Origin of the sequence: Pseudomonas thivervalensis, assembly GCF_001269655.1 — a bacterium.
GTDB lineage: Bacteria > Pseudomonadota > Gammaproteobacteria > Pseudomonadales > Pseudomonadaceae > Aquipseudomonas > Aquipseudomonas thivervalensis.
The window spans coordinates 194,855-220,966 of the sequence record NZ_LHVE01000007.1 but is presented as its reverse complement, the minus strand read 5'-3'; the positions used below and the strand labels follow the sequence as shown (position 1 = coordinate 220,966).

The 26,112-nt window shown below is 61.4% G+C and carries 26 protein-coding genes; all 26 read right to left on the bottom strand.

The window, feature by feature from the left end; all coding sequences use genetic code 11:
* Window positions 1-31 precede the first annotated feature (31 nt).
* Window positions 32-2,290, bottom strand: a complete 2,259-nt coding sequence (locus tag AD659_RS08795; RefSeq protein ID WP_053120303.1) for a chemotaxis protein CheA — start codon at window positions 2,288-2,290, stop codon at window positions 32-34.
* Window positions 2,291-2,318: 28 nt separating this feature from the next.
* Window positions 2,319-3,104: a protein phosphatase CheZ gene (locus AD659_RS08790; protein WP_053120301.1), complete on the bottom strand. Its 786-nt coding sequence runs from the start codon at window positions 3,102-3,104 to the stop codon at window positions 2,319-2,321.
* An 18-nt stretch (window positions 3,105-3,122) separates the two neighbouring features.
* Window positions 3,123-3,494 carry a chemotaxis response regulator CheY gene (locus AD659_RS08785; RefSeq protein ID WP_003199125.1) on the bottom strand — a complete coding sequence of 124 codons (372 nt, stop codon included), beginning with the start codon at window positions 3,492-3,494 and terminating at the stop codon, window positions 3,123-3,125.
* A gap of 167 nt (window positions 3,495-3,661) precedes the next feature.
* Window positions 3,662-4,405 carry an RNA polymerase sigma factor FliA gene (gene fliA / locus AD659_RS08780; protein ID WP_003184000.1) on the bottom strand — a complete coding sequence of 248 codons (744 nt, stop codon included), beginning with the start codon at window positions 4,403-4,405 and terminating at the stop codon, window positions 3,662-3,664.
* Window positions 4,402-5,232: a flagellar synthesis regulator FleN gene (fleN, locus tag AD659_RS08775; protein WP_003184001.1), complete on the bottom strand. Its 831-nt coding sequence runs from the start codon at window positions 5,230-5,232 to the stop codon at window positions 4,402-4,404. The genes fliA and fleN overlap by 4 nt, the downstream gene beginning before the upstream one ends.
* A 115-nt stretch (window positions 5,233-5,347) precedes the next feature.
* Window positions 5,348-6,697 carry a flagellar biosynthesis GTPase FlhF gene (gene flhF / locus AD659_RS08770; protein WP_053120298.1) on the bottom strand — a complete coding sequence of 450 codons (1,350 nt, stop codon included), beginning with the start codon at window positions 6,695-6,697 and terminating at the stop codon, window positions 5,348-5,350.
* A gap of 11 nt (window positions 6,698-6,708) precedes the next feature.
* Window positions 6,709-8,838: a flagellar biosynthesis protein FlhA gene (gene flhA / locus AD659_RS08765; protein WP_053121336.1), complete on the bottom strand. Its 2,130-nt coding sequence runs from the start codon at window positions 8,836-8,838 to the stop codon at window positions 6,709-6,711.
* Window positions 8,839-9,069: 231 nt separating this feature from the next.
* The gene (gene flhB / locus AD659_RS08760; RefSeq protein WP_053120296.1) at window positions 9,070-10,206 is read right to left on the bottom strand and encodes a flagellar biosynthesis protein FlhB; all 1,137 of its coding nucleotides are present in this window, start codon (window positions 10,204-10,206) and stop codon (window positions 9,070-9,072) included.
* A 3-nt stretch (window positions 10,207-10,209) separates the two neighbouring features.
* The gene (fliR, locus tag AD659_RS08755) at window positions 10,210-10,986 is read right to left on the bottom strand and encodes a flagellar biosynthetic protein FliR (protein WP_172681719.1); all 777 of its coding nucleotides are present in this window, start codon (window positions 10,984-10,986) and stop codon (window positions 10,210-10,212) included.
* A gap of 10 nt (window positions 10,987-10,996) precedes the next feature.
* Complete coding sequence (gene fliQ / locus AD659_RS08750; protein WP_003184009.1) at window positions 10,997-11,266, bottom strand: flagellar biosynthesis protein FliQ; 270 nt, start codon at window positions 11,264-11,266, stop codon at window positions 10,997-10,999.
* A 23-nt stretch (window positions 11,267-11,289) separates the two neighbouring features.
* A complete protein-coding gene (gene fliP / locus AD659_RS08745; protein ID WP_053120292.1) occupies window positions 11,290-12,039 on the bottom strand; it encodes a flagellar type III secretion system pore protein FliP in 750 nt (249 codons plus the stop codon).
* Window positions 12,039-12,476 (bottom strand): flagellar biosynthetic protein FliO, encoded by a 438-nt coding sequence (fliO, locus tag AD659_RS08740; protein WP_053120290.1) that lies wholly within the window; start codon window positions 12,474-12,476, stop codon window positions 12,039-12,041. Before fliO ends, fliP begins: the two co-directional genes overlap by 1 nt.
* Window positions 12,477-12,935, bottom strand: coding sequence for a flagellar motor switch protein FliN (gene fliN, locus AD659_RS08735; protein WP_053120289.1), 459 nt, complete (start codon window positions 12,933-12,935; stop codon window positions 12,477-12,479).
* Between the two features lie 60 nt (window positions 12,936-12,995).
* Window positions 12,996-13,964: a flagellar motor switch protein FliM gene (gene fliM, locus AD659_RS08730; protein WP_053120288.1), complete on the bottom strand. Its 969-nt coding sequence runs from the start codon at window positions 13,962-13,964 to the stop codon at window positions 12,996-12,998.
* 9 nt (window positions 13,965-13,973) lie between these two features.
* Window positions 13,974-14,477 carry a flagellar basal body-associated protein FliL gene (fliL, locus tag AD659_RS08725; RefSeq protein WP_053120287.1) on the bottom strand — a complete coding sequence of 168 codons (504 nt, stop codon included), beginning with the start codon at window positions 14,475-14,477 and terminating at the stop codon, window positions 13,974-13,976.
* A 236-nt stretch (window positions 14,478-14,713) separates the two neighbouring features.
* Entirely contained in the window at window positions 14,714-16,084 is a 1,371-nt protein-coding gene (locus tag AD659_RS08720; RefSeq protein ID WP_053120285.1) for a flagellar hook-length control protein FliK, read from the bottom strand.
* 89 nt (window positions 16,085-16,173) lie between these two features.
* Window positions 16,174-16,518, bottom strand: coding sequence for an Hpt domain-containing protein (locus AD659_RS08715; protein ID WP_053120282.1), 345 nt, complete (start codon window positions 16,516-16,518; stop codon window positions 16,174-16,176).
* Window positions 16,519-16,549: 31 nt separating this feature from the next.
* A complete protein-coding gene (locus AD659_RS08710) occupies window positions 16,550-18,256 on the bottom strand; it encodes an ATP-binding SpoIIE family protein phosphatase (RefSeq protein ID WP_053120280.1) in 1,707 nt (568 codons plus the stop codon).
* Window positions 18,257-18,261: 5 nt separating this feature from the next.
* A complete protein-coding gene (locus AD659_RS08705; protein ID WP_053120278.1) occupies window positions 18,262-18,567 on the bottom strand; it encodes an STAS domain-containing protein in 306 nt (101 codons plus the stop codon).
* A 102-nt stretch (window positions 18,568-18,669) separates the two neighbouring features.
* On the bottom strand, window positions 18,670-19,119 hold the full coding sequence (gene fliJ, locus AD659_RS08700) for a flagellar export protein FliJ (protein WP_053120276.1): 450 nt from the start codon (window positions 19,117-19,119) through the stop codon (window positions 18,670-18,672).
* Window positions 19,120-19,125: 6 nt separating this feature from the next.
* Entirely contained in the window at window positions 19,126-20,484 is a 1,359-nt protein-coding gene (gene fliI, locus AD659_RS08695) for a flagellar protein export ATPase FliI (protein WP_053120274.1), read from the bottom strand.
* Entirely contained in the window at window positions 20,474-21,319 is an 846-nt protein-coding gene (gene fliH / locus AD659_RS08690; protein WP_053120272.1) for a flagellar assembly protein FliH, read from the bottom strand. The genes fliI and fliH overlap by 11 nt, the downstream gene beginning before the upstream one ends.
* A 7-nt stretch (window positions 21,320-21,326) precedes the next feature.
* Window positions 21,327-22,346, bottom strand: a complete 1,020-nt coding sequence (gene fliG / locus AD659_RS08685; RefSeq protein ID WP_003199086.1) for a flagellar motor switch protein FliG — start codon at window positions 22,344-22,346, stop codon at window positions 21,327-21,329.
* Entirely contained in the window at window positions 22,339-24,123 is a 1,785-nt protein-coding gene (gene fliF, locus AD659_RS08680; protein WP_053120270.1) for a flagellar basal-body MS-ring/collar protein FliF, read from the bottom strand. Before fliF ends, fliG begins: the two co-directional genes overlap by 8 nt.
* Before the next feature lie 15 nt (window positions 24,124-24,138).
* Window positions 24,139-24,465 (bottom strand): flagellar hook-basal body complex protein FliE, encoded by a 327-nt coding sequence (fliE, locus tag AD659_RS08675; protein ID WP_003199082.1) that lies wholly within the window; start codon window positions 24,463-24,465, stop codon window positions 24,139-24,141.
* A gap of 249 nt (window positions 24,466-24,714) precedes the next feature.
* Window positions 24,715-26,109: a sigma-54-dependent response regulator transcription factor FleR gene (fleR, locus tag AD659_RS08670; protein ID WP_053120268.1), complete on the bottom strand. Its 1,395-nt coding sequence runs from the start codon at window positions 26,107-26,109 to the stop codon at window positions 24,715-24,717.
* Window positions 26,110-26,112 lie beyond the last annotated feature (3 nt).

Here is a 26,112-nt window from a genome sequence, read left to right as displayed (position 1 = left end):
AGACGTGGCCCTGGGCCACGCCCCTCCAGAATCAAATACGCCGGGCGGCGTAACGCTTGAGCATGCTCGGCACATCGAGGATCAACGCGATGCGACCGTCGCCGGTGATGGTGGCGCCGGACATACCCGGGGTGCCCTGGAGCATCTTGCCCAACGGCTTGATGACCACTTCTTCCTGGCCCACCAACTGGTCGACGACGAAGCCGATCCGCTGGGTGCCCACCGAAAGGATCACCACGTGGCCTTCGCCCTGCTCCACATGCGCCGCGGAGCTGACCAGCCAGCGCTTGAGGTAGAACAACGGCAAGGCCTTGTCCCGAACGATGACCACTTCCTGGCCGTCCACCACGTTGGTGCGCGACAGGTCGAGGTGGAAGATCTCGTTGACGTTGACCAGTGGGAAGGCGAAGGCCTGGTTGCCCAGCATCACCATCAGGGTCGGCATGATCGCCAGGGTCAATGGGACCTTGATGACGATCTTCGAGCCCTGGCCCTTGGTCGAGTAGATGTTGATCGAACCGTTGAGCTGGGAAATCTTGGTTTTCACCACATCCATGCCCACGCCACGACCCGACACATCGGAAATCTCGGTCTTGGTCGAGAAGCCTGGGGCGAAGATCAGGTTGTAGCACTCGGTGTCGCTCAGGCGGTCGGCGGCATCCTTGTCCATCACACCGCGTTTCACCGCGATGGAACGCAACACGTTCGGGTCCATGCCTTTGCCGTCGTCGGAGATCGACAGCAGGATATGATCGCCCTCCTGCTCGGCGGCCAGAATCACCTTGCCACCGCGGACCTTGCCCGAGGCTTCGCGCTCTTCCGGCGACTCAATGCCGTGATCGACCGCGTTGCGCACCAAGTGGACCAGCGGGTCGGCCAAGGCCTCGACAAGGTTCTTGTCGAGGTCGGTCTCTTCACCCACCAGTTCCAGGTTGATTTCTTTCTTGAGCTGGCGAGCCAGGTCACGAACCAGGCGCGGGAAGCGCCCGAAGACTTTCTTGATCGGCTGCATCCGGGTCTTCATGACCGCGGTCTGCAGATCCGCCGTGACCACGTCGAGGTTGGACACGGCCTTGGACATGGCTTCGTCCTGACTGTTGAGGCCCAGGCGCACCAGACGGTTACGCACCAGCACCAGTTCGCCGACCATGTTCATGATCTCATCCAGGCGTGCGGTGTCGACCCGAACGGTGGTCTCGGCTTCGCTCGCCGGTTTTTCCGCTGGAGGCGCCGCCGGAGCCCGGGCGGGCGCCGGTGCAGCAGCGGCGGCAGGCTTGGCGGGTTCCGCCTTGGGTTCCGGTGCCTTGGCGGCGGGTTTGGGCGCAACCTTGGCCGCCGGTGCAGCCGCCGTGGCGGCAGCAGGCGCAGCGGAAGCGGTACCGACTTCGCTGAACTTGCCCTTGCCGTGCAGCTCATCGAGCAGTGATTCGAATTCGTGGTCGCTGATCAGGTCGCTACCTGCGGCAGCGGCAGCGGGCTTGGCCGGCGTCGGTGCCGAAGCGATGGCCGAATCCAGCGCGTCAACGGCAAAGTTGCCCTTGCCATGCAACTGGTCGAGCAAGGCTTCGAATTCGTCGTCGGTGATGTCCGAGCTGTCGCCCGCCGCTTTTGGGGCGGCCGGGGCGGCTGTCGGAACAACGGCATCCGGCGCGAACTGGCCCTTGCCGTGAAGCTGATCGAGCAGCGATTCGAATTCGGCATCGGTGATTTCGTCGCTGGCAGGCCCATCGGCGGCCTGCGCAACAGGAGCAGCCTGGGCAACTGGCGCCTCGGCCTGGGCCTTGACGGCACTCAGGGAGTCCAGCAACTGTTCGAATTCATTATCGGTGATATCGCCCGATGCCTCGGCGACCGGTTCTTCAACCGCCGCCTCGACAACTGGCGCCGCTTCGTCAGCCGATTGCGGCTCGGCCAGGCGCGACAGCGCGGCGAGCAGCTCGGGAGTGGCAGGGGTAATCGGCGAGCGCTCACGCACTTCGCTGAACATGCTGTTGACCGCATCCAGCGCTTCGAGCACCACGTCCATCAATTCCGAATCAACGCGACGCTCACCCTTGCGCAGGATGTCGAACACGTTCTCGGCAATGTGACAGCACTCCACCAGCTCGTTGAGCTGGAGAAAGCCGGCGCCTCCTTTTACAGTGTGGAAACCGCGAAAAATTGCATTGAGCAGATCCGCATCATCAGGTCGGCTTTCCAGCTCGACCAGCTGTTCGGACAGTTGCTCTAGAATCTCGCCGGCCTCAACCAGGAAATCCTGAAGGATCTCTTCATCGGCGCCGAAGCTCATTAATGGCTGCTCCTAAAATAGGGCTAAATCAAAATCCAAGGCTGGACAGCAAATCGTCCACATCGTCCTGACCGGACATAACGTCTTCTCTTTTATCGGCATGAATTTGCGGACCTTCACCCTGAGAGAGATGTTTTTGTGGATCTTTTTCAGCAAGCATCGCTTCACGGTCGTGTTCGATGCCTGCAAAGCGGTCGACCTGGCTAGCCATCAACACCAGTTTGAGCAGGTTGCTTTCCACTTCGGTGACCAGTTGGGTCACTCGCTTGATCACCTGGCCGGTCAGGTCTTGATAGTCCTGGGCCAGCAGAATGTCGTTGAGGTTGCTGGCCACGGCGCGGTTCTCGTTGCTGCTGCGCGTCAGGAAACCGTCGACCCGACGGGCCAGCTCCCGAAACTCTTCAGCACCGACCTCGCGACGCATGAACCGGCCCCAGTCGCTGCTCAAGGCCTGGGCTTCTTCGCTCAGGCCATTGACCAGCGGCGTTGCGCTTTCCACCAGGTCCATGGTGCGGTTCGCCGCGGCCTCGGTCAGCTTGACCACATACCCCAGGCGCTCAGTGGCGTCGGTGATCTGCGAGACTTCCTCGGCCTGCGGCATGTGCGGGTCGATCTGGAAATTGACAATCGCGCTGTGCAATTCACGCGTGAGCTTGCCCACTTCCTGATACAGACCACGGTCACGGGTCTGGTTGAGCTCATGGATCATTTGAACCGCATCGCCAAAGCGACCTTTTTCAAGGCTGTCGACCAGTTCGCGGGCATGTTTTTTCAGGGTCGATTCGAAATCGCCCATTGAAGATTCGTTGTCCATAGCTCCCCCGTGGCGCCGTTAACCGATGCGTTCGAAGATTTTTTCGATCTTCTCTTTCAACGCCTGGGCCGTGAAGGGTTTGACCACATAGCCGTTTACACCGGCCTGGGCCGCTTCGATGATCTGCTCGCGCTTGGCTTCGGCAGTCACCATCAGCACCGGGAGGTGCTTGAGTTTTTCGTCGGCACGCACCTGGCGCAGCAGGTCGATGCCGGTCATGCCCGGCATGTTCCAGTCGGTGACCAGAAAATCGAAGTTGCCACTGTGCAGCATCGGGAGCGCAGTGGTCCCGTCATCTGCTTCGGCCGTGTTGGTGAACCCAAGGTCACGCAACAGGTTTTTAATGATCCGCCGCATCGTTGAGAAGTCATCAACGATGAGGATTTTCATGTTCTTGTCCAATTCGACCTCCAAGCAGTCTTAAACGCGCCCAGCACCTGGACGCGCCATTTCAATCAATCCGGCACAACACTCGACAACGGTCTGGAGCACAACGGATGGAGACTGGCGCAGAACCTGCCAGGCCAGCCTCGTTCGCAGTGTCCCCACACTGCCTGTCAACGCGCTCGCCACTCCCCCAAACGCCCCCGCAAACGGGCCGCGCACTGGCTGTGTAACTGGCTGACCCGCGATTCGCTGACCCCCAGGACCTCACCGATTTCCTTGAGGTTCAGCTCTTCGTCGTAGTACAGCGCCAAGACCAGTCGCTCACGCTCCGGCAAATTGGCAATCGCATCCGCCAGCGCGCTCTGGAAACGTTCATCTTCCAGGTCACGCGATGGCTCCATGTGAGCACTTGCGCCATCCTCATGCAGCCCTTCGTGTTCGCCGTCCTGCAGCAGGTCGTCGAAACTGAACAGGCGGCTGCCCAAGGTATCGTTCAAAATCCCGTAATAATCATCGAGACTCAACTGGAGTTCGGCCGCAACCTCGTGATCTTTAGCGTCACGCCCGGTTTTCGCTTCAATTGCCCGAATTGCGTCACTGACCATGCGGGTATTGCGGTGCACCGAACGCGGTGCCCAATCGCCCTTGCGGACTTCATCGAGCATCGCCCCGCGAATGCGAATCCCGGCATAAGTCTCGAAGCTGGCGCCTTTGCTGGCGTCGTATTTGTTCGACACTTCAAGCAGGCCGATCATGCCGGCCTGGATCAAGTCCTCGACCTGGACACTGGCCGGCAACCGCGCCAGCAAGTGATAGGCGATACGCTTGACCAGTGGCGCATAACGCTCGATCAATTCGTACTGGGCGTCCCGTGCCGATTTTTTGTAGAGATGGTTGTAACCGCTGGCTGTCATAACACGGGCCCTGCTGTTTGTTGCACAAGACGCTCGACGAAAAATTCCAGATGCCCGCGGGGGTTGGCCGGCAGTGGCCAAGTATCGACCTTCTGGGCGATCGCCTTGAACGCCAGCGCGCATTTGGAACGTGGAAAGGCTTCATAAACGGCACGTTGCTTCTGGACGGCCTTGCGGACGCTTTCGTCGTAAGGCACTGCGCCGACGTATTGTAGGGCGACGTCCAGGAAGCGATCGGTGACCTTGGTCAACTTGGCGAACAGGTTGCGTCCTTCCTGTGGGCTCTGGGCCATGTTGGCCAGGACGCGGAAGCGGTTCATGCCATAGTCGCGGTTAAGCAGTTTGATCAGGGCGTAGGCGTCGGTGATGGACGTCGGTTCGTCGCAGACCACCAGCAGCACTTCCTGGGCGGCGCGCACGAAACTGACGACCGAGTCGCCGATGCCAGCCGCGGTGTCGATCACCAGCACATCGAGGTTGTCGCCGATGTCGCTGAAGGCCTGGATCAGGCCCGCGTGCTGCGCCGGAGTCAGGTGAACCATGCTCTGGGTGCCGGAGGCAGCCGGCACGATGCGAATCCCGCCCGGCCCCTGCAACAGCACGTCGCGCAGTTCGCAACGGCCTTCGATCACGTCAGCCAGGGTGCGTTTGGGGGTAAGCCCCAGCAACACGTCGACGTTCGCCAGGCCCAGGTCGGCGTCCAGCAGCATGACCCGTCGGCCAAGCTCTGCCAGAGCCAGGGACAAGTTCACTGACACGTTAGTCTTCCCGACGCCACCTTTGCCGCCGGTCACCGCGATCACCTGTACGGGATGCATGCTGCCCATGTTCGTTCTTTACCTTGTCTTCTTAGACGGAGGCCACATTACTGGCTGCGCGTTCGCATAAGGAACAATGCATGGCAGACCATCGATGTAGGTACAAAAAATATTCATGATTACCTCAGCCAACCTGCTTGGTCGGGCTGTGGTAGATATCAGCGAACATGTCAGCCATGGCTTCTTCGCTGGGTTCTTCCTGCATTTGCACACTCACGGCACGACTGACCAGTTGATGACGGCGCGGCAGATGCAAATCATCCGGGATCCGCGGCCCATCGGTCAGGTAGGCCACCGGCAGTTCATGACCGATCGCCAGGCTCAACACCTCGCCCAGGCTTGCCGTTTCGTCCAGCTTAGTCAGGATGCAGCCGGCCAGCCCGCAGCGTTTGTAGCTGTGGTATGCGGCGGTTAGAACCTGTTTCTGGCTGGTGGTTGCCAACACGAGATAATTTTTTGACTTGATACCGCGTCCGGCCAGGCTTTCGAGCTGCATGCGCAGGGCCGGATCGCTGGCTTGCAGGCCCGCGGTATCGATCAGCACGACGCGTTTGCGCAGCAGCGGCTCCAGCGCCTGGGCCAGGGATTGGCCCGGATCCACATGGGTCACCGACACATTGAGGATCCGGCCCAGGGTCTTGAGTTGTTCCTGGGCACCGATGCGGAAACTGTCCATGCTCACCAGGGCAATGCTCTGGGCGCCGTACTTGAGTACATAACGGGCGGCGAGCTTGGCCAGGGTGGTGGTCTTGCCCATGCCGGCAGGGCCGACCATGGCAATCACCCCGCCCTCTTCCAGCGGCTCGACTTCCGGCGTGGCGATCATGCGTGCCAGGTGCGCCAGCAGCATGCGCCAGGCCTGGCGCGGCTCTTCGATACCATTGATCAGTGCCAGCAGGTCGCGGGACAACGGGCCGGACAAGCCAATGCGTTGCAGGCGACGCCACAGGTTGGCCTGGGCCGGACGGCTGCCTTGCAGCTGGTTCCAGGCCAGGGAGCCGAGCTGGACTTCCATCAGCTCGCGCAGGCTGTTGAGTTCGAAGCGCATCGAGTCCAGGGCGCGCGGGTCGACCCCGCGGGCAGGCGCGGCGGGTGCCGGCTCCGGACGACGCGGTTCGGCCTGGGCCTGTTCGATCAGCGGCTCGGCAGCGGTCAACGGCAGGCCGGCGGTCAGCGGCTGACCGGCGAACAATTGACGATTGGTGCCCGCGGCACCCTCGCCTTCGCTGCTGCGCAGGCTCAGTTCGGCCTGGGCGCTGGCGATGCGCGATTGGGTCTTGCGCAGCTCGTCTTCGAGTTCCATGTTCGGAATCCGTGGAGCCAGCGCCGACAATTTGTAATCCAGGGCCGCCGTCAGCTCGACACCGCCGGCGATACGACGGTTGCCAATGATGGCTGCTTCAGCGCCCAGCTCGTCACGAACCAGTTTCATGGCCTGACGCATGTCTGCGGCGAAAAAACGCTTCACTTGCATAAACCACTACCTCAGCCGTTGGGCCCTACTGTCGCAACGATGGTCACTTGCTTGTTGTCCGGTATTTCCTGGTACGCCAGCACATGCAGCCCCGGGACCGCGAGGCGACCGAATCGCGAGAGCATCGCGCGAATCGGACCGGCCACCAGCAGGATCACCGGTTGGCCTTGCATCTCTTGCCGCTGGGCTGCATCGATCAGCGAACGCTGCAGCTTCTCGGCCATGCTTGGCTCCAGCAGAACACCCTCTTCCGAGCCTTGTCCTGCCTTCTGCAGACTATTGAGCAATATCTGTTCCAACCTTGGCTCCAAGGTGATCACAGGCAGCTCAGACTCAGTGCCTACAATGCTTTGGACGATTGCACGGGACACGCCGACGCGCACGGCGGCCACCAAGGCGGCGGTATCTTGACTCTTGGACGCGTTGTTGGCGATGGCTTCGGCAATACTGCGTATGTCGCGCACAGGCACTTGTTCGGCCAGCAGCGCCTGCAGCACCTTCAGCAACTGCGACAACGAAACCACGCCCGGCACCAGCTCTTCGGCCAGCTTCGGCGAGCCTTTGGCCAGTACTTGCAGGAGTTGCTGGACTTCTTCGTGGCCAATCAGCTCGCTGGAGTGCTTGTACAGGATCTGGTTCAAGTGGGTCGCCACCACGGTACTGGCGTCCACCACGGTATAACCGAGGGACTGGGCCTGGGCCCGCTGGCTGATTTCGATCCACACCGCTTCCAGGCCGAAAGCCGGATCCTTGGCGGTAATGCCGTTGAGGCTGCCGTAGACCTGGCCAGGGTTGATCGCCAGTTCACGGTCGGGGTAGATCTCGGCTTCGGCCAGGATCACCCCCATCAACGTCAGGCGATAGGCGCTCGGCGCCAGGTCGAGGTTGTCGCGGATATGCACGGTGGGCATCAGGAAGCCCAGGTCCTGGGAGAGCTTCTTGCGCACCCCCTTGATCCGCGCCAGCAACTGTCCCCCCTGGTTACGGTCGACCAACGGAATCAGGCGATAGCCGACTTCCAGGCCGATCATGTCGATCGGGGTCACGTCATCCCAGCCCAACTCCTTGGTTTCCATGGCGCGGGCCGGCGACGGCAACAGTTCCTGCTGGCGCTTGACCTCTTGCAGGGCCTGGACTTTCTGCACGTTCTGCTTCTTCCAGAACAGGTAGGCACCACCGGCCGCCATGGCCGCCATGCTCAGGAAGGAAACGTGCGGCATGCCAGGCACCAGGCCCATCACCGCCATCAGGCCGGCGGCAACAGCCAGAGCCTTGGGCGAGGCGAACATCTGCCGGCCGATCTGCTTGCCCATGTCTTCGGAGCCCGAAGCACGGGTCACCATGATCGCCGCCGCTGTGGATAACAACAGTGATGGCAATTGCGCCACCAAACCGTCACCAATCGTCAGCAAGGCGTAGACCTTGCCCGCATCGCCGAAGGTCATGCCATGCTGGAAGATGCCGACAGCCATGCCGCCGATCAGGTTGATGAACAGAATCAACAGGCCGGCGATGGCGTCACCGCGCACGAATTTGCTCGCACCGTCCATGGAACCGTAGAACTCGGCTTCCTGGGCCACTTCCAGACGACGCAGCTTGGCCTGGCTCTGGTCGATCAGGCCGGCGTTGAGGTCGGCGTCGATCGCCATCTGCTTGCCGGGCATCGCATCGAGGGTGAAACGCGCGCTCACCTCGGAAATACGTCCGGCGCCCTTGGTCACCACGACGAAGTTGATGATCATCAAGATGGCGAAAACCACGATACCGACCACGTAGTTGCCGCCGATCACCACTTCACCGAAAGCCTGGATCACCTTACCGGCGGCGGCGTGGCCGTCCTGGCCGTGGAGCATGACCACCCGGGTGGACGCCACGTTCAGCGCCAGGCGCAACAGCGTGGCCACCAGCAGGATGGTCGGGAATACGGCGAAATCCAACGGCCGCAGGGCGTATACGCAGACCAGCAGCACGACGATCGACAAGGCGATGTTGAACGTGAAGAACACGTCCAGCAGGAACGGCGGCATCGGCAGCATCATCATGGCAAGCATGACCAGCAGCAACAGCGGCACGCCCAGATTACCCCGGCTGAGGTCTACGACATTGCTGCGCGCGGCGCTGAACAACTGAGAGCGATCCACCAATATTCCCCGTTCCTGTGAAGCAAACTTTTGACGCCCGGAAGGGGCGCAGGCGGGGTATTGCAAGAAGCCTTCCAACTTTTCCCGGAGGCTGGAATAGAGGGGTTGAGAAGACGCCGACCTGTGGAAGCGAGCTTGCTCGCGATAGCGATTTGTCAGTCACTGCTGTAGGCAACCGATCCAACGCAATCGCGAGCAAGCTCGCTCCCACAGGGCTTGTATCAGCCAGACTCAGGAGTCGCGGCGCAAATCCGGCGGAATCGGCAAGTCCTTGAGCGGTTCGGGGCGCTTGCCTTTGCCGGCGCGGTGCTGACGGATCTGGTAGACGTAGGCCAGCACCTGGGCCACCGCCAGGTACAGGCCGCCAGGGATTTCCTGGTCGAGTTCGGTGGAGTAGTAGATCGACCGCGCCAGCGCCGGGGATTCGAGCAGCATCACCTCATTGGCCACGGCAATCTCACGGATTTTCAGCGCCAGGAAGTCACTGCCCTTGGCCAGCAACACGGGAGCGTTGCCTTTTTCGGGGTCGTACTTGAGGGCGACGGCGTAGTGAGTCGGGTTGGTGATGACCACATCGGCATCGGGGATGGCCGCCATCATCCGCCGCTGGGAGACCTCGCGCTGCAATTGCCGGATCCGCTGCTTGACCTCCGGCTTGCCTTCCTGGTCCTTGTGCTCGTCGCGTATCTCCTGCTTGGTCATCATCAGCTTCTGCTTGCTCTGATAGAGCTGGATCGGCACATCGATGGCAGCGATCAGGATCAGGCCGCAAGCCATCCACAACGTACTCCAGCCCACCAACTGCACGCTGTGGATAATCGCCTGCTCCAGCGGTTCGTGAGCAATGCGCAGCAGGTCGTCGATATCGGCCTGCAGCACCGTCAGCGCGACGAACAGGACCAGTAGGAATTTCCCCAGCGCCTTCAGTAGCTCCATGACCGCCGTGGTGGAAAACATCCGTTTGAGACCCGCAGCAGGGTTCATCCGGCTGAACTTCGGAGCCATGGTCTTGCCGGAAAACAGCCACCCCCCCAAGGAAATCGGCCCTAGAAAAGCTGCCAACAGCAAAAAAATCAGGATCGGTTGCAACGAAATGATCGCGATCTTGCCGGAATGCAACAGATACTGCGCCATGGCGCCAGGACTCAGCAGCACTTCCCGGGGCAGGGAGAAATTCAGGCGCATGATTTCCAGCAGATCCAATGCCAGTCCGCCGCCATATATCAGCAGCCCGCCGGCACCGGCGAGCATGATCGCAAGGGTGTTCAGCTCTTTGGATCGCGCAATCTCGCCCTTTTCCCGGGACTCACGCAGGCGCTTTTCCGTGGGGTCTTCTGTCTTGTCCTGACCACTCTCGCTTTCGGCCATGGTTCAGCGTGCCTGTGCCATGTCACGTAGCAACTGCAAAGCCTGAGTAGCCAGCGGCTGATACTGGTTGAGAATATCCCCCAGGCTGATCCAGAAAATCACCATGCCCAGTACGAGGGTCAGGGGGAAACCAATGGAAAAGATGTTCAATTGCGGCGCCGCGCGGGTCATCACGCCAAAGGCAATGTTGACCACCAGCAATGCGGTGATCGCCGGCAATACCAGCACCATCGCCGCCCCCAGGACCCAGCCGAGCTTGCCGGCGATTTCCCAGAAATGATTGACCAGCAAAGCGCTGCCGACCGGCATGGTGGTAAAACTCTCGGTCAGGACTTCGAACACCACTAGATGTCCGTTCATGGCGAGAAACAGCAACGTTACCAACATCGTCAGGAACTGACCGATCACCGCCGAGTTGACGCCGTTGGTGGGGTCGATCATGGACGCAAAGGCCATGCCCATCTGAATCGAGATGATTTGCCCGGCCACCACGAATGCCTGGAAGAACAGCTGCAGCGAGAATCCCATCAAGGCCCCGATGAGAATTTGCTCGGCCACCAGCATCAGCGCGCTGAGGTCCAGGGCATTGACCGGCGGCATCGGCGGTAGCCCAGGCGCGATGACCACCGTAATCGCCAGGGCGAAATACAAACGCACCCGGGTCGGTACCAGTGTCGTACCGAAGACCGGCATGCTCATCAGCACCGCGGTGACGCGAAACAGCGGCAGGATGAACGATGCCACCCAGGAACTGATCTGGGTGTCGGTCAGCGCGAGCATCGACATGAGATCAGCCGATCAACTGCGGAATACTGCCGTACAACTGCAGGATGTATTCCATGAAGGTTTGCACCAGCCAGGGGCCGGCGACGATCAACGTCACCAGCATCACCAGCAGGCGCGGCAGGAAGCTCAAGGTCTGTTCGTTGATCTGGGTCGCGGCCTGGAACATCGCCACCAGCAATCCCACCAGCAGACTGGGAATCACCAGGATGGCAACCATCATGGTGGTCAGCCAGAGCGCTTCCCGGAACAGGTCTACCGCTACTTCAGGCGTCATATCGTCCTACCTGCACAAAAGACCTAAACACCGCCGAAACTGCCTGCCAGGGTACCGATGATCAGCGCCCAGCCGTCCACCAGCACAAACAGCATGATCTTGAACGGCAGGGAAATGATCAGCGGCGACAGCATCATCATACCCATGGCCATCAGCACGCTGGCGACCACCAGGTCAATGATCAGGAACGGGATGAAAATCATGAAGCCGATCTGGAATGCGGTTTTCAGCTCGGACGTCACGAACGCCGGCACCAGGATAGTCAGCGGCGCCTGGTCGGCACTGGGGATGTCGGTGCGCTTGGACAGGCGCATGAACAGTTCCAGGTCACTGCTGCGGGTCTGGGCCAGCATGAAATCCTTGATCGGCACTTCAGCCTTGGCCACGGCATCCTGGGCAGTGATTTTTTCTGCCAGGTAGGGTTGCAGCGCATCCTGATTCACCCGGTCGAACACCGGCGCCATGATGAACATGGTCAGGAACAGCGCCATGCCGGTGAGGATCTGGTTCGAGGGGGTCTGTTGCAAGCCCAGGGCTTGGCGCAGGATCGAAAAGACAATGATGATCCGGGTGAAACTGGTCATCAGCATGACGAACGCCGGAATGAAGCTCAGCGCGGTCATGATCAGCAGGATCTGCAGGCTGACCGAGTATTCCTGGGCGCCTTCGGCATTGGTCCCCAGGGTGATCGCCGGGATCGATAGCGGGTCGGCGGCGAACGCCAACGGTGCGGCCAGCATCAGGGCCAATGCCAACAGAATGCGCAACGGCATTACTTTTTATCCTTCTGGTCTTTCCCCAGCAGCTCCATGAGGCGCTGGGCAAATTCGGGGCTGGCCGGCTCGGTGGCGGGCACCTGAACGGGCTCCTTGAGGACGTGCAAGGCGGTGATGGTGCCGGGGCTCAGGCCCAGCAGGATCTGCTCGTTGCCAACCTGCACCAGCACCAGCCGGTCCCGCGGACCGAGCGCGCGGGAACCGACGATGTCGATGACCTGGCCCTTGCCGGCCGGCCCCGCCTGCTGCACGCGCCGCAGCATCCAGGCGAGAAAGAAGATCAAGCCCAGCACCAGCAGCAAGCCAAGTACCAGTTGCGCCAGTTGCCCGGCGACACCCGTGCCCGACGCCGGCGCAACGGCCGCCGTGGCAACCGGTTCGGCCGCCAACACGCTCAATGGCAGCATCGACGCTGCGGCGAGGAAACCTTTCACTCAGCGCAGCTTCTTGATGCGTTCGCTCGGACTGATCACGTCCGTCAGGCGAATGCCGAACTTCTCGTTGACCACTACCACTTCGCCATGAGCGATCAAGGTGCCGTTGACCAACACGTCGAGCGGCTCGCCAGCCAGGCGGTCCAGCTCGATCACCGAGCCCTGGTTGAGCTGCAGCAGGTTGCGGATGTTGATATCGGTGCTGCCCACTTCCATCGAGATCGACACCGGGATATCGAGGATCACGTCCAGGTTCGGCCCGTCCAGCGTCACCTGTTCGTTGCTCTTGGGCACGCTGCCAAACTCTTCCATCGGCAACCGATTGGAGCCGTGATTGCCGCTATCGGCGGCCAGCAAGGCATCGATGTCAGCCTGCCCGGCATCGCCGGTTTCTTCCAGGGCCGCAGCCCATTCGTCGGCCAGCGCCTGGTCATCCTGGGTGTTCATATCGTTAGCCATCATTTGTCCTCGGCGGGCAAAAATCAGTTAGAAACGCAAAACTTAAAAATTCGACACCGCTCAGCGGCGTTCGATCGGCTCGATCACCTGCAACGCCAGGTTGCCTTTGTGAGAGCCCATCTTGACCTTGAAGGCCGGTACGCCATTGGCGCGCATGATCATGTCTTCCGGCATCTCGACGGGGATGATGTCCCCCGGCTGCATGTGCAGGATGTCCCGCAGGCGCAGTTGGCGCCGGGCGACCGTCGCGCCGATGGGCACATCGACATCCAGCACGTCCTGGCGCAAGGCATTGATCCAGCGCTCGTCCTGGTCGTCGAGGTCCGACTGGAAACCGGCGTCGAGCATTTCGCGCACCGGCTCGATCATCGAATACGGCATGGTCACGTGCAGGTCGCCGCCACCGCCATCGAGCTCGATGTGGAAGGTCGAGACCACAATGGCCTCGCTCGGCCCGACGATGTTGGCCATGGCCGGGTTCACTTCCGAGTTGATGTACTCGAAGTTCACTTCCATGATCGCCTGCCAGGCTTCCTTCAAGTCGATGAAGGCCTGCTCCAGCACCATGCGCACCACCCGCAGCTCGGTCGGGGTGAACTCACGGCCTTCGATCTTGGCGTGACGACCGTCGCCACCGAAGAAGTTATCCACCAGTTTGAACACCAGCTTGGCGTCGAGGATAAACAACGCGGTGCCGCGCAACGGCTTGATCTTCACCAGGTTGAGGCTGGTGGGCACGTACAGCGAATGCACGTACTCGCCGAACTTCATCACCTGCACGCCACCCACGGCCACATCGGCCGAACGGCGCAACATGTTGAACATGCTGATGCGGGTATAACGGGCGAAACGCTCGTTGATCATTTCCAGGGTCGGCATGCGTCCGCGAACGATGCGATCCTGGCTGGTCAGGTCGTAGCTTTTGACGCTGCCCGGTTCAGCAGCGTTTTCGGTCTGTACCAGACCGTCGTCGACACCATGCAACAGCGCATCGATTTCGTCCTGGGACAGCAGGTCCTGCACGGCCATGTCGTGTTCCTACTGCAATACGAAGTTAGTGAAGAGCAACTGTTCGATCACCACTTTGCCGAGCTCTTTCTGAGCCACTTCCTGCACGCTGGCCGTGGCTTTCTGGCGCAGCATTTCCTGGCCGACGGGGGTGGCCAGGGTGTCGAAACTCTGTCCGGAAAACAGCATCACCAGGTTATTGCGGATCAGCGGCATGTGCACCCGCAGCGCTTCCAGGTCAGCCTGGTTGCGACCTTGCAAAGTAATACTGACCTGCATGTAGCGTTGACGACCGTTCACGGTGTAGTTGGCCACGAAGGCCGGCGCCATCGGTTCGAAAATCGCCGGCTGCTTGCCCACTGGCGCAGCCTCGGCCGCCACTGCCGGTTTGCTTTGAGCGCTGTGCATGAAATACCAGGTAGCCCCCACGGACACGCCGATCGCCAGGAGCAAACCCACCACGATCATGATGATCAGCTTGAGTTTGCCTTTGGTTGCAGGGTCTTTTACAGCTGCTGCTTCGCTCTTCGCCATGCCAATAATCCGTCACTAATCGGGGTTTTCACTGTTGCACGGCAAGGCAGGAGCAAGTGTTATGCCAGAAATGTCGGTACGTGAGATGACGGGTAAGTACGATCTTCAGAGCCCAACAAAACCAATGTGGGAGCGAGCTTGCTCGCGATAGCGGTGGATCAGTCCCAGCAAAGGGTGACTGACAAACCGCTATCGCGAGCAAGCTCGCTCCCACATGAGGGGTGAACAGCGTTGGATCAGGCGTAGTAGTCGACCGCGCTGGTGCCGATGACGCTGGTCGTGCTGGCGGCCACTTCAGCGATGCTGGCCGGAGCGGCTTCATCCGCGGCATCCACCGCCCCACCGGAGGAAGTCGTACGCCCCGCCCTGGCTTGCTGCTGGGCCTGCTGCTCCTGGTTCTGCGAACCACGGGACTGATCCGACACGCTGACGTCGACCTGGCCCATGCCCTGCTGGGTAAAACTTTCACGCAGGCGATGCAACTGGCCTTCGAGGGCTTCGCGAACGCCGGAGTGGGCGCTCATGAACGTGACCTGGGTCTGCTGGTCCGGCACCATGTTCACCCGGATATCCAAGCGCCCGAGTTCGGCGGGTTGCAACTGGATGTCGGCCGCCTTGAGATTGACGCTGGACAGGTACATTACCCGGTTGACTACCTCTTCGGTCCAACCGCTCTGGTTCATCGCGATAGGTTGGTTGACCGGCACCGCGTTGGCGGTCTTGGGCGTAGCGGCCTGGGTCAGTGCGGCCAGGCGGTTGGCGAAATCGTCCACGCGGGTGTCGCTGGACGCAGACCCCAAGTCCTTGAGGCCCTCGCTGATCAAACCGCCGAAAGCCTTGTCGCCGCCCTGGCTGCCGGACTCGGTGCTGTTCTGATCGGCTTGCACGCCGAGCATGCTGGCCATACCGGCGGCAAAGGTCTGCGCCGACGTCGGCTCACCGTCGAGGGACGCCGGGGCAGCGCTCTTGGGTTGTGCCTGGCTGGTGGCTGAAACATGACCGCCCTGCTCCATCGCCAAGCGCAAGGCGGGCAATGCGTCGAGCGGATCGGCTTGTGGATCGAAGGTTGGATCGACGACCGGGACAGCAGGCTGGACCGGCGCGCCCGACAGGACAACCGGTACCGCGACTGCGCCGGTTAACTGGGCCTCAGCCGCGACCACCACGGGGGCAGGTTCCACCGGGGCTGTCGCGACCGGCACCGTCATGTCCGGCAGCACGCCTGGGTCAAGGCTCGGATCTACAGGAGCCGCATCCGCCACAGGCGGTTCAGCCGAGGCCGCGCCGTCATCGCTGGCAGCCTTGTCGTCGGCACTGGTCGGTTTTTCCGCGGGCAAGGGTTTGCCGCTATCGGCAACCGTCGGCTCCGGGGCGGCAGACGTTTCGTTGCCGGTGTCTTTTTTGACGGTGTTGTCAGCGGCCTTGTCGCGCGCCGGTTTCACCGAAGGCTCAGGGGCCGTGGCTTTGGCAGGCGCCTGCTTGGCGAAGACTTGAGCGAAGCTGGAGGCTCTATCCCCGAGGTCCGGGGCCGCTGCCGGTGAATTGACGGCGACCTGGGGCTTGGCCTGGACAGGGGCCTGCAGCAATGAATTGGGGGTAATGGGCATAAAAAAGTCTCCGCTGCACTGGAATCATAGGTACAGTCGAGACTAGGCAATGCAAGGCACGGGCCAACGTTTTACCCGGCCATCAACTCTCAGCAGTGGAAGCCTTCACGCTCTTCCCGGCACAGCTTGCGGACGTGGGCGAATTCGCTGTCGATTTCGTTGACCAGGCTCTCGATGCCGCCCAATGACGGCTGCTTGGCGCGCTGTTCCAGTTCGCCGCACAACTCGGCCAGGCGGATGGCGCCCATGTTGCTGCTGCTGCCCTTGAAGCTGTGGGCGGTAGCGCTCAGTTTTTCAGCGTCCCGCGCTTCATGCAGCACGCGCAGGCGAGCCTCGGAGTCGTTGAGAAATGTATCCAGTAACTCCAGATACCCCTCCTCCATGACTTCTTTCAACGTGCTGAGCACGTCGCGGTCCAGATGAATCTCGTTCACTTGCTCGCTCCCTGATCAAGAATGGCCCCAATTATGCCAGAGCCTCCCAGAAAAACTCCACGCGCGCTCTACGACCATCGTCTGACCAACTGGCCTGGTGGCTCAACTGGCGTACCAGGCTCACGCCGCGCCCCGACAACCGATCACTGTCCACGGGCCGTGCCAGCACCCGGGCGACATCGAACCCCTCGCCACTGTCTTCGACCTCGATGGTCAGGCGACCGCCCTCGCCGTTTGGCGAAACGTGCAAGTGCACCCGCACGTAACCGTCGCTCAGCTCATCCAGGCGCGTGTTGCGATCGCTGTAGTATCGGGCGAAACCCGCCGCATCACGCTTGAGACTCGAGTCGAGCCCCAGCACGCCGTGATCCAGCGCATTGGAGTAAAGCTCCGACATGACGCTGTAGAGGGCACCACTCTGCGCCCTGAGCCCATGCACCTCAAGCAGCAACTGCAACAGGTAGGGCATCGGGTTGAAGCGCTTGAGCGTCTGCGCCCGAAACTCGAAGCTCACCGACCAATCCAGCGGGCTGGACTGGCCGCTGTCGGAATAGACCGGCGGTGGTGGATTGAGTTGCGTCGGGGCGACCAGTCGCACCTCGACCATGCTGAAGTCGTCCCGGGCCTCACCGCGAAAATCGCGCAGGGCCTGCTGGATATCCTCAAAAAGACGGTCAGGCTCACGGTTGGCCGAAAATACCTGCTGCAACCGCTCCACGCCAAACGGTTGGTCATCACGGTCACTGGTTTCTATTACGCCATCCGACAACAGGAACACGCGGTCCCCCAGCGACATCGGATGCACTTCGGTGCGGTCATCGAATAACTGCGGCGTGAGTACGCCCAATGGCAAGTGCCGCGCCGGAAGCGGCGTGCGCACGCCGCTGAGGCTGTCATGCAGGTAACCATCGGGCATTCCGCCGTTCCAGATCTCCACTGTGCAACGCTGGAAGCTCAGGCATAACAGCGTCGCACAACAGAACATATCCACCGGCAGGATGCGCTTGAGCTTGGCATTCATCTCCCGCAGGATCTGCGCCAGGCCGTAGCCTTTGGCCGTCATCCCGTAGAACACTTCCGCCAGTGGCATCGCACCGACCGCCGCCGGCAGACCGTGCCCGGTGAAATCCCCCAGCAGGACGTGCATGTCGCCGGCCGGGTTGAACGCCGCCAGCAGCAAGTCGCCATTGAACAAGGCATAGGGTGATTGCAGGTAGCGGATGTTTGGCGCGCTCAGGCAGCCGGAGTGGGCGATCTTGTCGAACACGGCCTTGGCGACCCGTTGTTCGTTGAGCAGGTAGTCATGGTGCCGGGCGATCTGGTCGCGCTGTTCCACCACCGTGGCCTGCAACCGGCGCAAGCGGTCCATGGCCTTGATCTTGGCCGCCAGGATCACCTGGTTGTAGGGCTTGGCCAGAAAGTCATCGCCGCCGGCTTCCAGGCAACGGGCCAGGGCTTCGCTCTCAGTCAGCGAGGTGAGGAAAATGATCGGGACCAATTGATCCCCAGCCAACTGCTTGATTCGCTGCGCGGCTTCGAAGCCGTCCATCACGGGCATCATCGCGTCCATCAGCACCAGGTGCGGACGCTGTTCCAGATAGACGTCGACCGCTTCTGCGCCATCGGCCGCGGTGAGCACATGGTGACCCTGGCGGCGGACAATGGTCGACAACAGCAGTCGATCAGCGGCACTGTCTTCGGCAATCAGGACCGTCAGTGGCTCCGACGACGATTGCATGGCGATCAACTGATGTCGAACAGCTTGTCGAAGTTGGAGATCGCAAGGATTTTCTTGACGTCGCTGCTGCTGTTGACGACCCGGATGTCCGAGTCGTCGCCACCGGCATGATCACGTAACAGCAAGAGCATGCCCAAGGCGGAACTGTCGAGATAGGTGGCCTTCTTCAAATCCACCACAATAGACTCGGGCTTGCTATTGAGCCTCTCGTAAGACTCGCGAAACTCCTGGTGCCGTCCGAAATCGAATCGACCTTCGATCGAAATCGTCAACTTCTTCCCATCTTGGGATACTTCTGTAACGACTGACATGTTCAGCTTCCCTGTCATGGACATACGTGTACAAGGTGTAGCATCAGGTAAAGATCTGAGCAAGGTTTTGCCTCGATCATCCGACAAAATCCTGGTTCCCTATCAGTAGGGATTCTGCCGCGGCAGGCGCTGGGACAATTCATCGAGCAGTTTCTGTTCGCGTCTGTCTTCCAGTTGCCGCGCCTCATCGATATAGCGCTGTACCAGTTTGCGCAGCCCTTCGACCCGGGCAAACGCCTCTTGCCAGCTCTGGCGGGCCTTCTCCAGATTGTTCTGGTGCCAGACCAGGCTTTGGCGCTGCTGGTCGATGGCGGTGCCCAACTGCGCCAGGAACCCCTGGTAACCCAGCAGCCATTGCCCGGAGACGCCGTGGCTGCCACGGGCAATCCACTGTTCCTGATATTCGAGTCGAAAGTTTTCAAGGTCTGCCAGCTTGCTCTCGGCAACGGCCACTTGCCCCTGGAAATACGCCAGTCGCTGGACAGCGGTCTTCTCGGCCTTCTCCGCCATGTCCACCACGGGGGCCAGGCGCGCCGCACGACTCGTGGCCATGGCCGGTTACGTGCCTGAGACCGGAGCGAAAATAGTCTGCAAGTGCGCTTCGCTGGCGCCCATGCCGATGTTGTCGTTCAAGCTCTGGCGCAGGTAGACGGCCATGGATGGGTAAAGACTGATGGCAGTGTCGGTCTCGCGGTCGCCGCCGGGCACATAGGCGCCGACGCTGATCAGGTCGCGGCTCTGCTGGTAGCGCGACCAGTATTGCTTGAACTGCTGGGCCCGCTTCATGTGCTCGGCGCTGATCACTGACGGCATGACCCGGCTGATGGACGCCTCGATGTCGATAGCCGGGTAGTGCCCTTCTTCAGCCAGGCGCCTGGACAGCACGATGTGGCCATCGAGTACGCCCCGGGCCGAGTCGGCGATGGGGTCTTGCTGGTCATCGCCTTCGGACAGCACGGTATAGAACGCGGTGATCGAACCCCCGCCCTTTTCCGCATTGCCGGCGCGTTCGACCAGTTTCGGCAGCTTGGCGAAGACCGAAGGCGGATAACCCTTGGTGGCCGGCGGCTCGCCGATAGCCAGGGCGATCTCCCGCTGGGCCTGGGCGAAACGGGTCAGCGAATCCATCAGCAACAGGACGTTCTTGCCCTTGTCGCGAAAATACTCGGCAATACGCGTGCAATACATGGCCGCCCGCAAACGCATCAGCGGCGCATCGTCCGCTGGCGACGCCACCACGACCGAACGCTTGAGCCCTTCCTCGCCGAGGATGTGCTCGATGAATTCCTTGACCTCACGGCCCCGCTCGCCAATCAGCCCCACCACGATGATGTCGGCTTCGGTGAAGCGGGTCATCATGCCCAGCAGCACACTCTTACCCACGCCGGTACCTGCAAACAGGCCCAGGCGCTGGCCGCGACCGACCGTCAACAAACCGTTGATGCAACGGATGCCCACGTCCAGCGGCACGCTGATGGGGTCACGCTTGAGGGGGTTGATCGTCGGGCCGTCCATCGGCACCCAGTCTTCGGCCTTCATGCCGCCCTTGCCGTCCAAGGCCCGTCCGGCCCCGTCCAGCACCCGCCCGAGCATGCTCATGCCCATGGGCAGGCGACCGTTGTCGGCCAGGGGCACCACGCGTGCGCCGGGGGCGATGCCCGCGACACTGCCCACCGGCATCAAGAAGACCTTGCTACCAGAGAAGCCCATGACTTCGGCTTCGACCTGCACCGGGTGGTAGCTGTCGTCGTTGATTACCATGCAGCGACTGCCCATGGCGGCACGCAGGCCCTCGGCTTCGAGGGTCAGGCCGACCATGCGCAGCAGGCGCCCTTCCAGAATCGGTTGGCCGGCCAGCTCACTGGCCTCGGCGTAACTGCCCAGGCGCTTGCTGAAGCTGGTTCGCTCAAGGCGCATCGCGGCTGTCCAGTGCAGAAGCGTCCAATTCAGGCACGTCCAACCCAGCATCGGCTGGCGCCGCATCGGCACCGATCAGAGGTTCGTCCGGCAACTCGAGGCTCAGGTCGGCCGCGGCCGGGTGCAAGGCCTGCTCGTGCAATTGGTCGAACAACTTGGCCATGATCTGGCTGATGCGGGTCTCGACGGTGGCGTCGATGCGGCTGTGTTCGGTTTCCACCCGGCAACCGCCCGGCAGCAGCGTCGCGTCCTCGACGATACGCCAGGTTTCTTCATGACGCTCGCGCAGGGCCTTGACCAGTTCGAAGTCCTGGGGATTGATGTACAGCCGCACATTGCCCACGCCCAACGGCAACAACTTGAGCGCTTCGCGCATGACCTGCTCGATCTGGGTCGAGTCGATCGCCAGTTCGCGCTGGATCACTTGCTTGGCGATGTGTTGCACCAAACCCACCAGGGATTTCTCGATCTGGGTGTCCTGCTCGGCAATGGGGTCGAACAGGTTGAGCATCAGCGATTCCAACGCACGGAGCTTGGCCGTCAGCGCCACGTCGGCTTCCTGGCGGACCTTGAGCGTGGTGCTGTGGAAGCCTTCCTTTTCACCCACGGCGAAGCCTTCGTTATAGGCCTCCTGGCGAATGCTCTCGACTTCCTCGAGGGTCAGTGGCTGGACTTCTTCCAGCGGCACCTCCTCCATCTCCGGCAGTTCTTCCACCGGCTCCGGCTCCGGCTCCGGCACGTGGGGGTCGAAGCTGGGCAGCGACCAGACGTCGAAACCACCGACGTCCCGGGCGCGGATCAGGTCGCTGGGTGCTTCATCACTCTTGGCAGACATAACGACCTTAGATCATCTCTTCGCCGCCCTTGCCACCGAGAACGATCTCCCCGGCTTCGGCCATGCGGCGGGCGATGGTGAGGATTTCCTTCTGTGCGGTTTCCACGTCGCTGACGCGCACCGGGCCCTTGGCCTCGAGGTCGTCGCGCAACAGTTCGGCCGCCCGTTTGGACATGTTCTTGAAGATCTTTTCCTTGACGCCTTCGTCCGAGCCCTTGAGGGCCAGTACCAGCACGTCGGACGACACTTCGCGCAACAGGGCCTGGATGCCACGGTCGTCGACATCGGACAGGTTGTTGAACACGAACATGAGGTCTTCGATCTGACCGGACAGGTCTTCGTCGAATTCGCGGATCGAGTCCATCAACTGACCTTCGATCGAACTGTCGAGGAAGTTCATGATGTCCGCCGCGCGCTTGATGCCACCCAGGGTGGTGCGCGAGGCATTGGAATTGCCCGAGAATTGCTTCTCGAGAATCTGGTTCAATTCTTTCAGGGCGGCCGGCTGCACGGTGTTGAGCGACGACACCCGCAGGATGATGTCCAGGCGCACCTTGTGGTCGAAGTTGCCCAGCACTTCACCGGCCTGGTCCGGGTCGAGGTAAGCCACCACGATCGCCTGGATCTGCGGGTGCTCGTAACGGATCACGTCGGCAACGGCCCGTGGCTCCATCCACTTGAGGCTGTCCAGGCCGCTGGTATTGCCGCCCAGCAGGATCCGATCGATGAGACCGTTGGCCTTGTCCTCGCCCAGGGCCTGGGTGAGCATCTTGCGCACGTAGTCGTCGGAACCGACGCCCAGGCTAGTCTGATCGCCGACGATGTCGACGAACTCGCTCATCACCTGCTCGACCTGCTCACGGTGCACGTTGCCCATCTGCGCCATGGCCACGCCGACGCGCTGGACCTCCTTGGGTCCCATGTGGCGCAGCACTTGGGCAGCGTCGGTCGAACCCAGGGACAGCAGCAGGATCGCGGCTTTGTCGACCCGGGACAATTTGGCAACAGCGGCTCGATTATCACTCATCTGCGTTAATCCACTCTTTCACGACCTGGGCCACACGACCCGGGTCTTCTGCCACCAGACTCTTGATGGCGTTCAACTGAGCGTCATAGCCTTCGCTCGGGCTTGGCAGCAGAATGCTCTGCGGCCCGCCGAGGCTGACGCGATCATTGGCCAATTCGCCATCCAGGCCGCCCATGCCTCCCAGCTCGACATCACCCAAACCTGCCAACTGCTTGTTCTTGCCGCCACCGGTGATGTTGTTGAGCACCGGACGCAGCACGCCAAACACCAGCACCAGGATAAACAGCACACCCAGTACTTGCTTGACCACATCCCAGAACCAGGGTTGCGAATAAAACGGAATATCGGCGATCACCTCGCCACGCTCCGAAGAGAACGGCACGTTGATCACGCTGACGCTGTCGCCGCGGCTGGCGTCGAAACCGACGGCGTCCTGCACCAGGCGAGTGAAGCGCGCCAATTCGTCGGCACTCCAGGGCGCACGGCTGGTTTCGCCGTTGGCCGGGTTGACCTTGACCTGGTCGTCCACTACCACGGCAACCGACAGCCGATTCAAACGGCCCTGCTGCTGCTTGGTGTGACTGATGGAACGGTCGAGCTCGAAGTTCTTGGTGGATTGCTGACGCTTGTCGGCCGGGTACGGCGCGAGCATCGGCTGGCCGGTGGCCGGGTCCATGATCTGCTGGCCATTGGCGTCGATCAGCGGCTGGCCTGGCTGCACCATGCCGGCGGCCGCCGTGGCGCCCCCGGTGGTTTGCGGTGCGCTGGCTGGCGACGGCGGCTGGTTGCTCAGGGCACCCGGCACGCCTTGCGGGCCATTGCTGGCGGTACGCTGCTCACTTACCGATTGCTCGCTGCGCAACGCTGGTTGATCCGGGTTGAACTGCTCGGAGGTGGACTCGACGGCACTGAAGTCGACGTCGGCCGACACTTCGGCTTTATAGCGATCGTTACCCAGGATCGGTTGCAGGATGTTGTGCACCCGCTGGGTCAGCATGCCTTCCATGCGACGGCTGTAATCGAATTGCTTGCCGGCCATGGTCAGTTCGGAGTTTTCCGCCTGATCGGACAGCAGGTTGCCTTTCTGGTCGACCACGGTGATCTGCGACTTGCTCAGCTCAGGTACGCTGGTCGCCACCAGATTGACGATGGCCAAGACCTGGCCTGGCTCCAGGGAGCGACCCGAGTAGAGTTCGACCAATACCGAAGCACTGGGCTTGCGCTCATCGCGCACGAACACCGAGCTTTTCGGAATCGCCAGGTGCACGCGGGCGCCCTTGACGTTGTTCAGGCTGGAAATGGTCCGCGCCAGCTCACCTTCCAGGCCGCGACGATAACGGGTCGCTTCCATGAATTGGCTGGTGCCCAGGCCCTGGTCCTTGTCGAGGATCTCGAAACCGATGTTGCCATCGGTCGGCGTCACGCCAGCGGCGGCGAGCTTGAGGCGCGCACGCGCGACGTCGTCGGCCTTGACCAGCAAGGCACCGGAATTGGGTTCGACGGTATAGGGAATGTCGGCAGAAGCCAGGGTCTCCATGACTTGCTTGGCATCCATGCCCTCCAGGCTGCCGTACAGCGGACGGTAGTCTGGCTGCTGGGACCACAACACCACGGCGAAACCAATCGCCACGCTGGCAGCCAGGCCGACCAACAGGCCGACCTGACGCAACATGGTCATCTCGGAGAGATTTTCCAGGAAGGACAGGCCGAACAACGGCGGTTTGCCGTCTACCGGAGTGGCCTTGGCTGGAACGTTATCAACGGCTGCTTCTGCCATGACTCAATAATTTCCTTAAACCGGCATCTGCATGATGTCTTGGTAGGCTTGAACCAGTTTGTTGCGAACCTGGGTCAGCGCCTGAAACGAGACACTGGCTTTCTGCGAGGAGATCATTACGTCCGTCAGGTCGACGCCACTTTTGCCAATCTCGAAAGCACTGGCCAACTGGTTCGACGCCTGCTGGGTATCGTTCACTTTATTGACGGCCTGACCGAGCATGTCGGAAAAGCTGCTGCCACCCACCTGGGGGACCGCGACCGATTTAGGCTGGGCCATGGCGTCCATTTGCATGGCCCGCATGTCCAACATCAACCGATTAAATTCAATACCTTGGCTCATGGTCTATTCTCTCTGGCGGCCCGCATTTTTTTGACACTTACTCAGCGGGTACTCAGGTATTAGCAACAAGGGTGCCAGCTCCATGGCGATAAAAAACAAATGCGCACGCGAGCTCATCCAAACTCCTGTGGGAGCGAGCCTGCTCGCGATAGCGGTCTGTCAGTCAACATCTACATCGTCTGAATCATCGCCTTCGCGAGCAGGCTCGCTCCCACAGGTTTTAGCAGTGCAATTCCTTGGATCAATGATTCAACTGGCGAACAGATAAGCCTCGACGTCCATGCCGGCGTCGCGCATTTGCGCCAGCTTGTAGCGCAGGGTGCGCGGGCTGATCCCCAGGCGTTCGGCCGCTTCCTTGCGACGACCGCGTTCGGCGCGCAGGGTGTCGATGATCATCTGGAACTCGCGACGCCGCAGATCGTCGCCCAAGGCACCGACCGAATCGCCCTCGACATCCACCGGGGGCGCGAAGGTTGCTGTCGGTGCCGGTGCCAATGCGGGCAATGGCGCACAGGCTACCGGGCCGGCCAGGCAGAAATCCTCCGGCTGGATCAAGCCGCCCTGCTGCAGGATCAAGGCCCGCTGGATGGCGTTATCCAACTCCCGGACATTACCGGGCCAGGGGTAAGCGATCAGGCAAGCCTGGGCTTCGGCGGACAGGCGCGCCGACGCGTGCTTCATTTTATTGACGTGCTTGTTCAGCAGGCGCTCGGCCAGCGGCAGGATATCGGCGGTGCGCTCGCGCAACGGACGCCAGGCCAACGGAAACACCGACAGACGGTAATAGAGGTCTTCACGGAAACGCCCCGCCGCCACTTCGCCGGCCAGGTCGCGGTTGGTGGTCGCCACCACGCGGATGTCCAGGCTGATGGGCTTGCGCGCCCCGACCCGCTCCACTTCACGCTCCTGCAATACCCGCAACAGCTTGGCCTGCAGGCCCAACGGCATTTCGGAAATCTCATCGAGCAGGATCGTCCCGCCGTCAGCTTGCTCGAACTTGCCAGCCTGGGCCGCAATGGCACCGGTGAACGACCCCTTTTCGTGGCCGAACAGCGTCGCCTCGAGCATGTTGTCGGGGATCGCCGCGCAATTGATGGCAATGAACGGTTCCCCGGCGCGCCGGGATTGTTGATGGATGTAGCGCGCCAGCACTTCCTTGCCCGTACCGGACTCGCCGGAAATCAACACGGTTGAGTCACTGCGCGCGACCCGTGCAGCCAACTCCAGCAGTTGCGCACTGGCCGGCTCGATGGCCACCGGGCCTTCGCCCTCCACCGCGAGACTGCCCAAGGCATGGCGCGCGACCAGGTCCAGCAGTGCTTTTGGCTCGAACGGCTTGACCAGGTAATCCGCAGCGCCCTGGCGCATGGCGTCCACCGCTCGCTCGACGGCACCGTGAGCGGTCATCAGCAGGACCGGCAGTTGCGGCTGACGGGCGCGCAACAGGCCGAGCAATTGATGGCCGTCCATGCCCGGCATGTTGACGTCACTGACCACCAGGCTGAACGCCTCCCGACCCACCGCCAGCAGTGCTTCTTCCGCCGAACCGACGGCAGCGTAATCGTGCCCGGCCAGCACCAGCGTATCGGCCAGTGCTTCGCGCAGGGCCCGGTCATCCTCAACCAGCAACACCTTGATCGCCATTGC